Consider the following 13,374-nt stretch of genomic DNA (forward strand, 5'->3'; position numbering starts at 1 on the left):
AAAAAGTTGTTTCAAAAAGTTTTAATTTACTAATGATATACCCATTTAGCAATAGTTAATCTACCGGGTCGGAAAATTTTTTTGGACGGGATCGGGGCTGCGCAACGCCCGGAGGAAGACCCCATGGGCAACCCGCGGCTCAGGGTAGAATTTCGGCATCCAGCGCTTTGCCATCCGGGCCATCCCATCCATGTCAGCAGCCACTCCCCAGCCTGCCGCGACCACCGACCGGCGAGTCTCCCTGCCGGAAGCGTTTGCCCTGGCCTTGCGCTATCAGAGGGAAAACCGGCTGGCCGAGGCGGAGGCGCTATTGCGGCGCATCCTGCACGCAGCGCCCCGCCATGCACCGGCCCTGCATTTGCTGGGCGTCGTCCTGCATCAGGGCGGTCGGACCGACCTGGCGGCCGAGCTGTTGCGGCAAGCGGTGGATGCCGCACCGGATGAGGCGCTGTACCGGGCCAACCTGTGCGAGATGTACCGCTTGCTGAGGCGCCTCGACGAAGCGGTTGCCCAGGGGGAACGGGCGGCGGCCCTGGCGCCGGATCTGGCGCTGGCGCACAGCAATCTGGGCATTGCCTGTTATGACCAGGGCGCGCTGGCGCAGGCGCGGGCGCATCAGGAGCGGGCGTTGGCGCTCGATCCGCAGTTGCCGGCAGCGCTCAACAACCTGGGCAGCATCCTGCGCGACCAGAAGGACCGGCCGGGCGCGATTGCCCGTTACCGGCAAGTGCTGGCATTGCAGCCCGGCCATGCCGAGGCCTGCAACAATCTGGCCAGCGTGCTGACCGAGAGCGAGCAGCCGGAAGCCGCGATCCAGCTCCTGCTGCCCCTGCTGCAACGCCTGCCGGACTACGCCGAGGCGCATTGCAATCTCGGCACGGCTTTTCTGGCGCTGGAACGGTTCGACAAGGCCGCCCATGGCTTTCGCCGGGCGCTGGCGCTGAAGCCGGACCATGCCGAAGCCTGCCTGGGCCTGGCGCAGGTGCAACAGGAACTGGGGGCGCTGGATGAGGCGCAGGCCATGGCCGAACGGGCGCTGACGCTGGCGCCGCCGAAAAAATGCCCGCCGGCGCACGTACTGCTGGGCAGGATCTACAACGAAGCCGGCTATCCGGAACGATCCCGCCAGGCATTCACGCAGGCCCTGGCGCTCGATCCCACCCTGCCCAGCGCCTATCTTGGCCGCGGCCATCTGTCCATGGAGCTGGGCGACCTGCAAGGCGCCGAAGCGGATTTTCGCCGGGCTTTGCACCTGAGCGAGGAAACGCCACTGGGGCTACTGGGCGCGCGCCTGGCGCTGGCGCAAGTCGACAAGGTGCGCGAGGGGGACGAAAACATGGCCGCGCTGGTGGCCGAAGGCGCGAAAATCGACGAATTGCCGGAACTCAAGGCGCTGCCGCTGCATTTCGCGCTCGGCAAGTGTTACGAAGACACAAAGCAGTACGACCTGGCCTTCCACCACTATCAGGCCGGCTGCCGGCTGAAGCGCCAGCGGATCGACTACAGCGCCGAGCGCACCGAGTCGATCGGAGACGCCATCCGCGGCTTCTTCAGCAAGGAGAATATCGACCGCCTGCGGGGCGAGGGCTGCGCATCGAACCTGCCGATTTTCGTCCTCGGCATGCCGCGTTCGGGCACGACGCTGACCGAAACCATCCTCGCCAGCCATCCGCTGGTACATGGCGCGGGCGAGCTGCACGACATCATCAGGATCGCCGGCAATCCTTGCGACTCGCCGAACCCGCCGGACGACGAGCCGCAGGCCGCCGGTTATCCGCTGAACCTGCAGGACATCACGCCGGCCGCGCTGCAGCAGATGGGGCGACGCTATATCGCCGGCCTGCAGGCACGCGCGCCGGCCGCGGCGCGCATCACCGACAAGATGCCGGCAAATTTCAACTACCTGGGGCTGATCCACCTGATGCTGCCGCAGGCGAAAATCGTGCACGTCAAGCGCAATCCGGTGGATACCTGCCTGTCGTGCTACACGCGGCTGTTCGGCCGCAGCCAGTACCAGAGCTACGACCTTGCCGAGCTTGGCCGCTACTACCGCAATTACGCCCGGCTGATGCAGCACTGGCGCGAGGTGCTGCCCCCAGGCGCGTTTCATGAAATCCAGTACGAAGCGCTGGTCGCCGACCAGGAAGGCCAGGCCCGCGCCCTGCTCGATTATTGCGAGCTGCCGTGGGATGCGGCCTGCATGGATTTCCACAAGACCGAGCGCAGCGTGCGCACCGCCAGCGTGACCCAGGTACGCCAGCCGATCTACCAAACCTCGGTGGAAAAATGGCGCCACTACGAAAAACACCTCGGCCCGCTGCTGGAGGCGCTGGGGGATTTGGTTCCTGCCTCCTATTCCTGAAAGTATCCCATGAACAAAAAACAGAACGTCCTGCTCATCGGCGGGGCAATGCGCAGCGGTACGACCGTCATACACCGCGCTCTTTGCACGGCGGAAAACAGCAATCCCTATATTTCGGAGAGTTGGTTCCTGTCCGACATCATGCGGCTCTACCGCTGGAACCTCACCCGCTACGAGGTACGGCATGCCGATCAGTTCGGGCACGTTCGCAATTTCAGGGAGCTCATCTGGCTCAACGTGCGCCAATACCTCCTGACCGTCTCCGTCAAATACAACGATCCCGAGCTTCTGATCCTGAAGCATCCGGAACTCACCTACCATTTTCACGAACTCGCTGAACACTTTCCAAATTTTCGCTTCATCGTGATCGTCCGCGATCCTCGCGACGTCATCGCTTCCATCATGGAAGTTGCCAAGCGCCATCACCAAAACAAGATCGCCAGCCCGCAAACCGCGCTGAAGACCATTCGCCAATACTGCGAAAGCTATTCCGCCTACTATGCGAATGTTTTCAACAATGCCGAACGCTTTGGCAACCGGCTCATCTTCGTAAAGTACGAAGATTTCATGCAGGAACCCGGCAAGGAACTCGCTCGAATCAGCCAGTTTTCCGGCGCACGCTACGACCGGGAGCGTGCCATGGATTTTCTTCCGGAACATGCCGCGGCGGCAAACTTCGACAAGGATGCCCGCGAACAGGATCCGTTCAGCGGCGCATTCTGGTCGGACGCCTATACCAAGCCCATTTCGACGGAAAGAATTGCGCGTTACAAAAACACCCTGAACGAAGCCCAGATCGAAGAAATAGAACAACATCTGAACCACTTCGGCAAAAGATTCGGTTACTGGCCGGGCAAATGAAAAACCTGCAGGAACTCGTCCAGGCTCTCTCGGCCGTCGACCGCGTCAGCGCCGTGGCGCTGGGTGGATCGCGCGGACTCGGCACGGCGAATGAAAACTCCGACTACGATTTCGTCGTGTTTCGCGCGGCCGGCGAAGCAATCCCGCCCGCGCAACTGGCCGACGCCCTCCAGCCATTCGCGGATGCCGGAAAGATCAGCAATCAGGCCGGCTTCGTCAGCGCGCAGATCGCCGGCAGAAAACTGGAAATCTTTCAGAAGGATCTGAACCTGATCGAACGGGAAATCCAGTTGTCCCGGCAGGGCAAGTTCCGCTGGTACATCCGCCAGTTGTTTCCCCATGGCGATCTGAGCACCTGCCGGATCACTCATCTCATCCACCTGGAAATCTGCCAGGAACACGCGCATTGCCTGAGCAGGCTGCGGCAACTGGCCTGGCCTTTTCCGCCACCGCTGATGCGCTCGCTCGCCAGCACCTTTCTGACGCAAACGACCATCACCCTGATGCATGCCCGGAAAATCAGGCGAGCGGAAGAGGTTCAACATCTCGTCGCCCTGTGTTCGGCATTCGTGTTTTTCTCGAACATCGTGCTGTTTGCCATCAACCGCCAGTATCCGCTGCTGGAAAAGGGCAACAGCACGCTGATCCGGGAATTCACGCTGCGCCCCGAACGTTACGAATATCGCGCGACCACCCTGTTCAAGGCCGCCGCCGACGGCGCGCTGCAGGCAGTAACCGATGAAATGGCCGGTTTGCAGCAGGAACTCGGCAAACTGGTGCAGCAGGCGCTTGCAGCATCGGTGGGATCGGCAGCATCGCCTGCAGCGTCCCGCAATGAGCGCAATGACGCGCCCGATCCGGGCCGCTGAGGCTCATTGCAATCGGCAATCAGCAGAAACGCCGCCTGTCTAACGATATAGGCGCGCAGCGGCATCCAGCATCTGCAGGTCATCCACACCATCGAGCGTTGTATCGAGTTTCGCCTGCTGTATGGGTCGGCGAGACTTGTCGCGGAACTATCACTATATTGCTAATGATAACCGTTCTCGTTTATACTCGCCCCCCGGAATAATTTCGTTCCTTTCCTTCGTTCCATTTCGTTCCAACGCGCATGTCCTCCAGCCAGGCCCTGAATGGATGCCCCAGTGCCTGTAATGTCCCGCCGGAAGACGTGGTGCATATGAAAAAACAACAACGCTCACGCGAGCCAGCAGTCGCCAGCCCGCGCGCTCATCCTGGAGTCAACATGCGACATACTGTTTTCCCCCGCTCGATCAAGCCGCTGACGATAGTCCTGGCCGTGCAGGCCGCGCTCATCCCGGCGACTTTCGCCCAAGAAAAAACGGAAAAACGCCTCGGTGAAGTCGTCGTGCGCGACACCTACGAGCGCGAAGATCTGCCCACCCTGGCCCCGGGCCGCAAGGCTGCCAAAGGCGCGCGACTGGGCATTCTGGGCGCGACGGCCATTACGGATGCGCCGGTACACGTCAACGCCTACACACGCGAACTGGCCGAAGATTGGGGCGCCATGACGCTGCAGGACGTGCTGGAAAACGACTCGGCCGTGGTTTTCACCACCAACAAGAACCACCTGCTGCAGAACTTCAACCTGCGCGGGCTGGACGTGACGGCGATGGACATCGCCACCAACGGCCTGTACGGCATCGCCCCGGCCAACTCGGTGCCCATCGAACTGTTCGAGCGCGTGGAAGTGATGCGCGGCCCGAACGTGCTGCTCTCCGGCATGCCGCCGGCTTCCAGCGTGGCCGGCACCGTCAATATGGTGACGAAGCGCGCCCTGGGCAAGCCGATCGCCGATCTCACCTTCAGTCTCAACAGCAAGTCCTACGGCCAGATTCACGCCGACGTGGGCCAGCGCTTCGGCGACGAACAGCGCCTGGGCCTGCGCTTCAACGGCGTGTATGGCGACGGCAAGATGGGCGCCGATGGCGAGAAGCAGAAGCGCAAGATGGGCGGGCTGGCGCTGGACTATCTGGGTGACAACTTCCGCGCCTCGCTGGACCTGTATTCCAGCACCAACGAGATCGAAAACGGCAGCCCCGGCATGTTCACCTTCACGACGGCGGCACCGGCAGTACTGGCGGCGAGCCTGCCGGCGGCACCGGCCCTGAACATCCTGCTGCCCCCGCCGCATGGCGATACGAACATGTTCCGCGGCACCCATGGCGAATACGACAACAGCGGTTATCTGGCTCGCGCCGAATTCGACTTCAACCCCAACTGGCAGGGCTATGTGGCCGCCGGCGGTTCGGAAGCCGAAGGCCAGGGCCTGCTGTTCGGTACCCGCGCCATCGTCATCGGCACCGACGGCACGACGCGCGGGGCCATCTATCACGTACATACCAAGTCGGAACGCCAAACCGCCGAAGCGGGCATCATCGGCAAGTTCGAGACCGGCAGCGTCAAGCACCGCGTGCAGTTGTCGTGGAACGTCCTCGAGCACAAGGAAGGCACGACCAACAGGCCCTGCCAGTACTGCTACGAAACCAACATCTACAACCCCGTCACGCCGGTCTTCCCCGCCGCGCCGGCAGCCCCGACCTACACGACCGAAAACGAGTTCACCTCGCTGGCGCTGGCCGACACCCTGAGCTTTGCCGCAGACAAAGTGCTGCTGACCGTGGGCGCGCGCCAGCAGAACGTGAAGCAGCCGCTCGCCAAGTACGAGTCGGACCGCCTCTCGCCGATGGTGGCGGCGGTGGTGCGCCCATGGGGTGATTGGCTGTCCTTTTTCGGCAATTACACCGAAGGGCTGGAACCGGGCCAGGTGGTGGGCGTAGGCTATACCAACACGGGTGCGAATCTGGAGCCCAGGCAAACCAAGCAGCAGGAGCTGGGCGTGAAGCTGCAAACCGGCGAGCTCACGCACACCCTCAGCGTCTACGAGATCGAACGCGCCTCGTACATCAGCAACGGCGCCACGCCTATCTCTACCCTGGTGGATGGCGGCATGCAGCGCCTGACCGGCACGGAATGGAGCGCCTATGGCAAGGTCGCGTCCACGCTGTCGCTGCTGGGCGGCATCACCCACATCGAGTCGCGCCAGGTCAAGACTGCTTCGCTCACCACCACCGGCAAGGACACCTTCGGCGTGCCCGAGTGGCGCGCGCGCATCGGCCTGGACTGGGATACCCCGGTGCAGGGCCTGACGGTGGGCGGCCGCGTGATCTACACCGGCTCGCAATGGGTGGAATACGACCTACCCATCCAAATTACGAATCCCGGTTATACCGGGATTTTTTTTGATTCATTGATATGATATATGGTTACGCACGCGTTTCAACTCAGGAGCAAGAAACACGCGCTCAAGTACAAGCGCTGAAAGCTGCAGGGGTTTCTGTGATTTTTGAAGAGAAGCGCAGCGGCGGAGATCGACGGCGGCCGGTACTGGCCGACGTGCTGAAGAAACTAAGGCGCGGTGATACGTTGGTGGTTTTCAAGCTGGATCGAGTAGCCAGGTCGTTGCAACACTTACTGGAGGTGCTGGCAATCATCGAAGCGAAACAGGCGCATTTCGTGAGTCTGACAGAGACGATTGAAACGAAGTCGCCAGCGGGACGGATGATGCTACAGATTCTTGGCGCGTTCGCCGAGTTCGAGCGCGAAATGATCCGGGAGAGAACCCGCGCAGGGATGCAAGCCGCCGTGAAAAATGGGGTAAGGCTGGGCAGACCTTACGGGATCCCGATTGAGCTGCAACCGGAGATGATGAGAAAGTGGGAAACCGGAACGTACACAAAAACTGCACTTGCCAGAGAATACAACGTGCATATTTCAAGCATAAAAAGAACGATCAGGCGACAGATCGCAAACAGACGACCGAATAAAGTTTGATGAACGATGCGCCGCCAGCGCAGAAGCCACGCCAGCGGTGAGGCGTGCTGTCATGTCTTCCGCTTGTCCTGGCCGCGCAGTCGGTCGACATACTCGAGTCACACATCCCCGCGCAGCATCCCCCCACAGCGCCCCCATCACGGGGTGAGGGGCACTGTGGGGGGATGCTAAAAACTGCGCGGGGATGAGGACTCTCCGCGCTCGCATGTCTTGAAAACCTCCCCTCCCCCCGCCCTCCCCTGCGGGGAGGGAGCGAGGAAGCGCCAATGAGAGGATCAATTTTTGCCCCCAACTTGACAGCGTGAATTATCGTAACTACGATTTATATTGTGCAGATAGAATTTGATCCTGAAAAGCGCAACAAAACCCTCACCGAACGGGGACTCGATTTCGCCCGTGCCGGTGAGGTGTTTGCGGGAGTGAATGTAACTGCGGAAGATGCTCGGTTTGACTACAGCGAGCCGAGATTCAACACCGTTGGCGTTCTGGATGGCCGGATGGTAGTGATGGTCTGGACGCCCCGCGGCGAAGCTCGCCGCATCATCAGCATGAGGAAAGCCAATGAACGCGAAATCTCAAAATTTGCCCAAGCCCTGGATTGATCCGGACGATGCGCCGGAACTGACGAACGACTTCTTTGAGCAAGGCGAGTGGAAAATCGGCGAGCAGCCGGTTTCACAGCGAAAAGGCGCTGCCGAGCTGAAGAAAGCGATCTCCCGTGGTCGCCCCAAGGCGGAAAGCACAAAACAAGCCCTGACCGTGCGATATGACGCGGACGTGGTGGAAGCCTTCAAGGCCACCGGCAAAGGCTGGCAGACACGTATGAATGCCGTTTTGCGCGCCTACGTTGAGGCACACAAGGCACACTAATTTACCCATTTTGCAAGCCTGGCTTTAGACAGAACCCTGATCAGCTTTCGGCGAACGCTGATCGACTGGGTAGATCGCTCGATAGGGCTGGAACGGCGGGCGCGTCAGCCAGGCGCGGCATTCTGCATCGTTCAGGCCGGAGTCGGTGGCCTGTTCGGTGTAGCAGGTGCAGCGGTCGAGCATCGCGGCACAGCCGGCAACGTGCGGAACGTTGATCACTTTCCGCACGCTGTCATAGATCGGCGCTGACTCGGGCCGACCCTTAAACCGTGGTAAGAAATCTTGATACGAGATTTCAGAGACCTGGCCGGATGCGGATCGGGAAGAAGAAAAGGATGTTGGAGAGACTGACGAGGAAGAGGACTCTATTTCTTGCGTCTCGCCGGAGATCGCAGAACTGACGCGGTTATAGGTCTTCCATCCCAAGAAGAGCGCCAGCGCCACGAAACCGAGAAACACGTAAACGGCCAGCGGCAGCCGCCTCGATTGTTTGACGTGCACCGATGCAGACTTATACAGGCTGAATGCTTTTTTCGGCAGCGTATAGAGTAGTCGAACCGCTGACGCGCGGTCAGACTTTGACTCTGGATCGGCAACCCCGGACCACTCCAGCAGCTCGCGGCCGGCCCAGTGGCCGCGCAGGTGAATGTGCTTGTCACACAGTTTACGAATGTTGGAATCCAGCAAGCCGGGGTGCTGTGTGATCAGCCAGAAATCCAGACCCTTGTGACGGTGTTTCTCGAAAGCAGAGACGTGCGCCGGCACTTTTGAGCTGGCCGAGCGCGGCCGAAAAATCTTCTGGGCCTCGTCGATGATGATCAACGATCCATCCGGGAACGTGAATTCAGCCTCAAAGATCGAGGCATCTTCTGGAATGGGTGAAAGAACCGTCCAGGCGGAGACTTCCGGCGCGACTTCATGCGGCAGAACGAGCTCTGGAATACCGACAACGTAGACCGAGCGCGGTTCTTTTTCCAGCAGGTCAGCCTGGCGGGACTCTTCTTCCAGCAGGTCAGCCAGGCAGGAAACGGCATACGCCGTTTTCCCTGCGCCAGGTGTACCCGTGATGATGGTCAGCATCGCTTAACCGTTCAGCAGCGCCAGTTTCTTAAAAGACAGCAGCGTCACCGCTGCTGTCATCGCACCAAGCCAGATACCGATTGAATCTATAAACCCAGCCAGGGCGAGAATCTGATAAGCGCCGCCGCCGAGGTTTCCAAGAGACGCAGTAATCGTTGAGGAAATCGCATTTTTAGCAGCAGAGAAGCCGACATAGGTTACCGTGCCGACGCCAATGCTAGTCACAGCCTTAACAGCCCACGCGCCGATGGATCCACTGATGAAGCTGGCCCAGCTCATGCAGCTGATCTCCCAATGCCGAACAGGAAAACACCGGCAGACAGCCAGGAAATCGCAATAACAACAGGCCGGACACCCGATGCCAAATCACAAAGAGGCGTCCATTCCAAATGATACGAATTGCCCAGAATGTTCAGCTGCAGCGCGGACGGACAGGAGCCCGATTCGCTCAGCTCTTGATCGAAATCGAAATCTCGTTCCTCGTTTCCCAATTCTGCAGAATTTTCCGATTGGCCCAATTCAGCACATGCTGAAGCATTCGGAAAATCTCGGCAGAATGTGGATTTCTCAGAAACAGGGGCAGTGGCTTCAGCAGAGCCAGAAGAAACAGCAGTCGATTCAGTCACAGCACCGTTTGGCGCAGTAATCGTAGTTTTCAAGCGTTGCTGAACAGTCATCGTGTCACCGGCATAACCCAAGTCGTAATCGGTTTGAGTTTCCGTGACTGTCGTTCCTTCGGGGCCTACAGCAGTCGTTACTGTAGTTTCTCCTGGTACGGAAGCCGGCCCACTAACAGAGACAGGGCCAAGATCGGGCCAGAGGTCAGGGTTATGCTGAATGGCTTTTTCGAGGAAGTCGCCACCGCGATCCTCGTCTATCAAGTGCTGCGCAATGAGCGTTTCTAATTCCTCATCAGTAGGAGGTCGGCCACTGACAGGAGCGCCAGGAACGCATTGAGAACCGTCGAAATAAAGACCTGTCTCGCAGTAATAAAGCTTATAAATGTAGAAAACTTTTCCAACAACAACATCGGAACCTTGCGAGTATGCAAACGGCTTACGAATGGGAAGATAAGCATTAGCACAATCAACCGTGGCTTGATAGTTTTGATCCCATCCGCAGGACTGAGTTTTGACACTACCAGGCAAACCGCCAGGAAGAACGCTATTGATATGAGGAAGACCGGCCAAGCTTTGGGGTGGATCAATCCAAATCTGATCGTCATCGCCTTGCAAAAGCTCCTGAATTAAATCCAGGCCGAGCATAGCCAACGCGCCATAGCCGGAGAGACGGAGAATATTTCGACCGAGCACAGCAAGCGCGGAAGGAGTAGCGCCGCGAGCAATCGAAACCGGGAACGATGAATTACCGATGCTGGCCATCGTTTGGTTTGCAGCGACAGCAGAGCCGGCAACCGAGCCATTACCGATGAGAAGTTTGCCAACTGGTGCAAACTTTGGAGCCGCTGAAAGAGGCGCACGAACTTTTATGTTCTCGGGGAGAGCTTGGGGAACCAAGGCCAACGCCGCCGCATGCGCAGCAGGCATGACGAGCGCAAGAAAAAGAAGAAGGAAAAATTTCATCTGAATATGATCCAGGCAGCGCCGACGACGGAAAGAAAGGCAGCGAGGAAATAGGGATCGGTCAGGCTCATGATTACCTCATCGAGAGAGGACGGCGCAGCATCGAGATAGCCCATGCAGCACCCCAGACTGCAACAACGGCCCAGGCAAGAATGAAACCATCGGTGGCAGATTCAGCGACGTTGCAAGTCTGATAATTGGAAGCCGGCACGGCGTGAGAGCTTTTGAGAGTGCTGCCCTCGTATTTGCGCAGCAGCCAAGAGCCATTGACGAATTCAGCGACATGAAAAAACGGCGGCGGGTTCGGTTGCAGAAGCGTCGGTGAACCCGGCACAACAACCGGGGCCACCGAAGACCAGAGGGCAGCATCCGCAGCCTGTGAAGTCTCGTAACACTTCCCAAAATGCAGAGCGCCCACGGTCGTTTACTCCAGTTACTTGATTGCGCGACGCATGAACAGAAAAGCGGCGATCGCAACCACGATGCCGATGACAGTGCCAGCGACAGTCACTGCATCCGCTTTCGCGTCCGACAAAGCAGTCGTAACCTCCGCAGGAACAGCGGCATGGACGGAAACCGCAAAAGACATCAGGGGAACGGCCAAGAGGGCCAGTTTGTTTTTCAGTTTCATGATGAAATCCTCATACAATTGCCGGGAATCCCCCCGGCAGGGTTTTGACCGAAACGGTCAAATTCTTGAACTCTTGATAAACAGGAAAACCAATGGACACGCTTATCACCCTGGCCCCACTTATCATCCTCATTGCAGTCATCGGGCTTCTGGTAAAGCTCGCCAGCAAAAAAGGAACTGGTGCGAGTTACTACAAGAAAAAACCACTCACCCAAGCCGAAAAAGCGCTGTACTACAAGCTGCTGAAGGCGTTGCCAAACAATCCCGTCCTGGCACAGGTCAGCATGTCCGCAATCGTGGGAATCAAGAAAGGCAAGGACTGGCAAAGCACTTTTAACAAGATCAGCCGAAAATATGCAGACTTCGTAATCTGCTCCCCGGCATTCGATGTGATTGCCATCATCGAACTCGACGACAGCTCCCACGAAAGCGACCGAGCAAGGCACGCGGACAAAGAAAAAGACGCGGCATTGAACGGGGCCGGATACACGGTAATTCGATGGAGGCAAAAAGACATTCCATCCGTCGAAGACATCCCGGCTGCTCTTGGCATTCAGCATTAATCAGGCAACCTTCTTGACCGGATCAGGCATGCGAGCAGAGCCGATAGGAACGCAGTCAACGACCACCATCCGTTCACTACCCTTGCTCACTCGTTCCTCATACGTCACTTTGCAGCGCAGCGGGAATTCCAGGTGCTGAATGCGCTTGACGATTTCCGCGCTGTCACACTTCTTTTCGACCGTGCGCTGACCCTTTGCAGTGCCTTTGCTTGAATCCAGTTCCTGCAAGATGAACAGCGTGCCGCTGTTGAGTTGCTTGCCGTCGATGTTGCCGTCGAAGAACGCGACGCCCGAGATCACTTGCTCTTTTTCAAACATTTCCATGATTTACTCCCTGCGGTGGTGCGCCCGCCGGCGGCGCGGTTTTAAGCATGTGCAAGGCGGTTTTCGCCAGCCGACGCGGCAGGCCCTGCACACACAATTCGTCAATCAGTTTCAACTCGTCATAACCGGGTTCGTGCTGCGCCTGGAGACGCATGACGTGGATCAGTTTTCCGTAGGCGATGCGGCAGTAACCGCGCAGCCGATCAAGGCTGATTTCGTGCTCTGCGCGTAGCGTCTTGATGCGCTCTTCACCGACGTCAACCAGCGTTTCACAGATCGGGTAACAGCCAACGAAATACTCACTGGGTTTCGTCAGCACATCGTGCGGCACCACTCGGTCGACGTTATGAATTTCGACTTCAAACCGCGCCCACGGGCTTTCACGGTTGCCGAGTTGCTTGCCCTTCTCGTACACGCGGCAGTACTTGCCGTTTTGCCTACGACCAACGTAGAACGTGCGGCCTGCGCCAAGGTCGGTGAACCAGTCGCCTTCGACTTTGTAAGTCGGTCGGCGACCGCCGGCGTTGAATTTGCCGTCTTCGTACCATGCGGGCATTTCATCCAGTCGGATCATTTCGCCCTGCACGTCATCGACCGCGACGTCTACGCGGGTGATCCGGGCCTTGATACTTTCCGCGATGCGCTGGACGCACTGCCAATCCTTGATGAGACTGCAGCCGGTGCCATTGATGCTCAAATAGCAGCGGCCGCGTTGGCGATCACCGCCCCATGCCAGAATCGCCACGGGCACCTCTTCAAGGGCAAAGTCGAAGCTGTAGAACGTCACGGAATGCTCGAAGCCGTAGAGGCCATTTCCTGATTCGCCGGCCAGCGGCTCACGCATCCATTCGCGCAGCCAGAGGCGCACCATCTTGTCGACGTTGCAATCGCTCCAGCCTTCCCATGTGAAGCTCAACCAGTCAATGATTGCAGTCCCTTGATTTTTCATGGTTTCGTCATTCCTTCAAATTTGGCCGGTTCGACCTTTCCCCCCCTGTTAGTGCAGGGGGGCAAGGCCCCGACCCGGGCCGCCAGGCCGGCGGCTGCGCCGCCGTCCCGGCTGTCCCGGATCAGGGTTTCGCGCATTGCGCGAAGGTACGGATAGCGCTTTTCAAGGTATGCCTGATAGGCCGGATCAGGGAACAGATCCGCCTGGCGGGCGAGGAAGTAGGTTTTGGAAGCTGGACGACCGCGGCTCATACGGATCCACCTTCACACTTCGCCGCCAGCTCAACCAACCAGGTG

16 protein-coding genes are annotated in these 13,374 nt (G+C 58.7%); 8 read left to right on the plus strand and 8 right to left on the minus strand.

Annotated features, from left to right (window positions below; translation table 11 throughout):
* Positions 1-190 precede the first annotated feature (190 nt).
* The 7 genes from SDENCHOL_RS09655 (at position 191) to SDENCHOL_RS09685 (ending at position 7,948) form a co-directional block, all read left to right on the plus strand.
* Positions 191-2,362, plus strand: a complete 2,172-nt coding sequence (locus tag SDENCHOL_RS09655; RefSeq protein WP_154717037.1) for a tetratricopeptide repeat-containing sulfotransferase family protein — start codon at positions 191-193, stop codon at positions 2,360-2,362.
* Between the two features lie 9 nt (positions 2,363-2,371).
* Entirely contained in the window at positions 2,372-3,223 is an 852-nt protein-coding gene (locus tag SDENCHOL_RS09660) for a sulfotransferase family protein (protein ID WP_154717038.1), read from the plus strand.
* The gene (locus tag SDENCHOL_RS09665) at positions 3,220-4,092 is read left to right on the plus strand and encodes a nucleotidyltransferase domain-containing protein (protein ID WP_154717039.1); all 873 of its coding nucleotides are present in this window, start codon (positions 3,220-3,222) and stop codon (positions 4,090-4,092) included. The genes SDENCHOL_RS09660 and SDENCHOL_RS09665 overlap by 4 nt, the downstream gene beginning before the upstream one ends.
* Positions 4,093-4,469: 377 nt before the next feature.
* Entirely contained in the window at positions 4,470-6,503 is a 2,034-nt protein-coding gene (locus SDENCHOL_RS09670; RefSeq protein ID WP_154717040.1) for a TonB-dependent receptor, read from the plus strand.
* The gene (locus tag SDENCHOL_RS09675; RefSeq protein ID WP_154717041.1) at positions 6,500-7,078 is read left to right on the plus strand and encodes a recombinase family protein; all 579 of its coding nucleotides are present in this window, start codon (positions 6,500-6,502) and stop codon (positions 7,076-7,078) included. Before SDENCHOL_RS09670 ends, SDENCHOL_RS09675 begins: the two co-directional genes overlap by 4 nt.
* Before the next feature lie 329 nt (positions 7,079-7,407).
* Entirely contained in the window at positions 7,408-7,680 is a 273-nt protein-coding gene (locus SDENCHOL_RS09680) for a BrnT family toxin (protein WP_154717042.1), read from the plus strand.
* Positions 7,640-7,948: a BrnA antitoxin family protein gene (locus SDENCHOL_RS09685; protein WP_154717043.1), complete on the plus strand. Its 309-nt coding sequence runs from the start codon at positions 7,640-7,642 to the stop codon at positions 7,946-7,948. The genes SDENCHOL_RS09680 and SDENCHOL_RS09685 overlap by 41 nt, the downstream gene beginning before the upstream one ends.
* A gap of 24 nt (positions 7,949-7,972) precedes the next feature.
* Here SDENCHOL_RS09685 and SDENCHOL_RS09690 read toward each other — a convergent pair whose 3' ends face one another.
* The 5 genes from SDENCHOL_RS09690 to SDENCHOL_RS09710 all read right to left on the minus strand — a co-directional run bounded on the left by SDENCHOL_RS09690 (position 7,973) and on the right by SDENCHOL_RS09710 (position 11,242).
* On the minus strand, positions 7,973-9,028 hold the full coding sequence (locus SDENCHOL_RS09690) for a zonular occludens toxin domain-containing protein (protein WP_154717044.1): 1,056 nt from the start codon (positions 9,026-9,028) through the stop codon (positions 7,973-7,975).
* A 3-nt stretch (positions 9,029-9,031) separates the two neighbouring features.
* Positions 9,032-9,307, minus strand: a complete 276-nt coding sequence (locus SDENCHOL_RS09695; protein WP_154717045.1) for a DUF2523 family protein — start codon at positions 9,305-9,307, stop codon at positions 9,032-9,034.
* A complete protein-coding gene (locus SDENCHOL_RS09700; protein WP_154717046.1) occupies positions 9,304-10,611 on the minus strand; it encodes a virulence factor TspB C-terminal domain-related protein in 1,308 nt (435 codons plus the stop codon). The genes SDENCHOL_RS09695 and SDENCHOL_RS09700 overlap by 4 nt, the downstream gene beginning before the upstream one ends.
* Before the next feature lie 73 nt (positions 10,612-10,684).
* Entirely contained in the window at positions 10,685-11,029 is a 345-nt protein-coding gene (locus SDENCHOL_RS14510) for a hypothetical protein (protein WP_154717047.1), read from the minus strand.
* Positions 11,030-11,044: 15 nt separating this feature from the next.
* Positions 11,045-11,242: a major capsid protein gene (locus SDENCHOL_RS09710; protein WP_154717048.1), complete on the minus strand. Its 198-nt coding sequence runs from the start codon at positions 11,240-11,242 to the stop codon at positions 11,045-11,047.
* 92 nt (positions 11,243-11,334) lie between these two features.
* Between SDENCHOL_RS09710 and SDENCHOL_RS09715 the strand changes: the two genes are divergently transcribed.
* On the plus strand, positions 11,335-11,805 hold the full coding sequence (locus SDENCHOL_RS09715; RefSeq protein WP_154717049.1) for a DUF2726 domain-containing protein: 471 nt from the start codon (positions 11,335-11,337) through the stop codon (positions 11,803-11,805).
* On the opposite strand, the gene SDENCHOL_RS09720 is transcribed toward SDENCHOL_RS09715, so the two are convergent.
* Genes SDENCHOL_RS09720 through SDENCHOL_RS09730 form a run of 3 tightly spaced genes read right to left on the minus strand, consistent with a single transcriptional unit; the run spans position 11,806 to position 13,329 of the window.
* Positions 11,806-12,129: a hypothetical protein gene (locus SDENCHOL_RS09720; protein WP_154717050.1), complete on the minus strand. Its 324-nt coding sequence runs from the start codon at positions 12,127-12,129 to the stop codon at positions 11,806-11,808.
* Positions 12,116-13,078 (minus strand): replication initiation factor domain-containing protein, encoded by a 963-nt coding sequence (locus SDENCHOL_RS09725; protein WP_154717051.1) that lies wholly within the window; start codon positions 13,076-13,078, stop codon positions 12,116-12,118. The genes SDENCHOL_RS09720 and SDENCHOL_RS09725 overlap by 14 nt, the downstream gene beginning before the upstream one ends.
* Positions 13,075-13,329: a hypothetical protein gene (locus SDENCHOL_RS09730; RefSeq protein WP_154717052.1), complete on the minus strand. Its 255-nt coding sequence runs from the start codon at positions 13,327-13,329 to the stop codon at positions 13,075-13,077. The genes SDENCHOL_RS09725 and SDENCHOL_RS09730 overlap by 4 nt, the downstream gene beginning before the upstream one ends.
* Positions 13,330-13,374 lie beyond the last annotated feature (45 nt).

Origin of the sequence: Sterolibacterium denitrificans, from assembly GCF_900174485.1 — a bacterium.
In the GTDB taxonomy this organism is placed as follows: Bacteria; Pseudomonadota; Gammaproteobacteria; order Burkholderiales; family Rhodocyclaceae; genus Sterolibacterium; species Sterolibacterium denitrificans.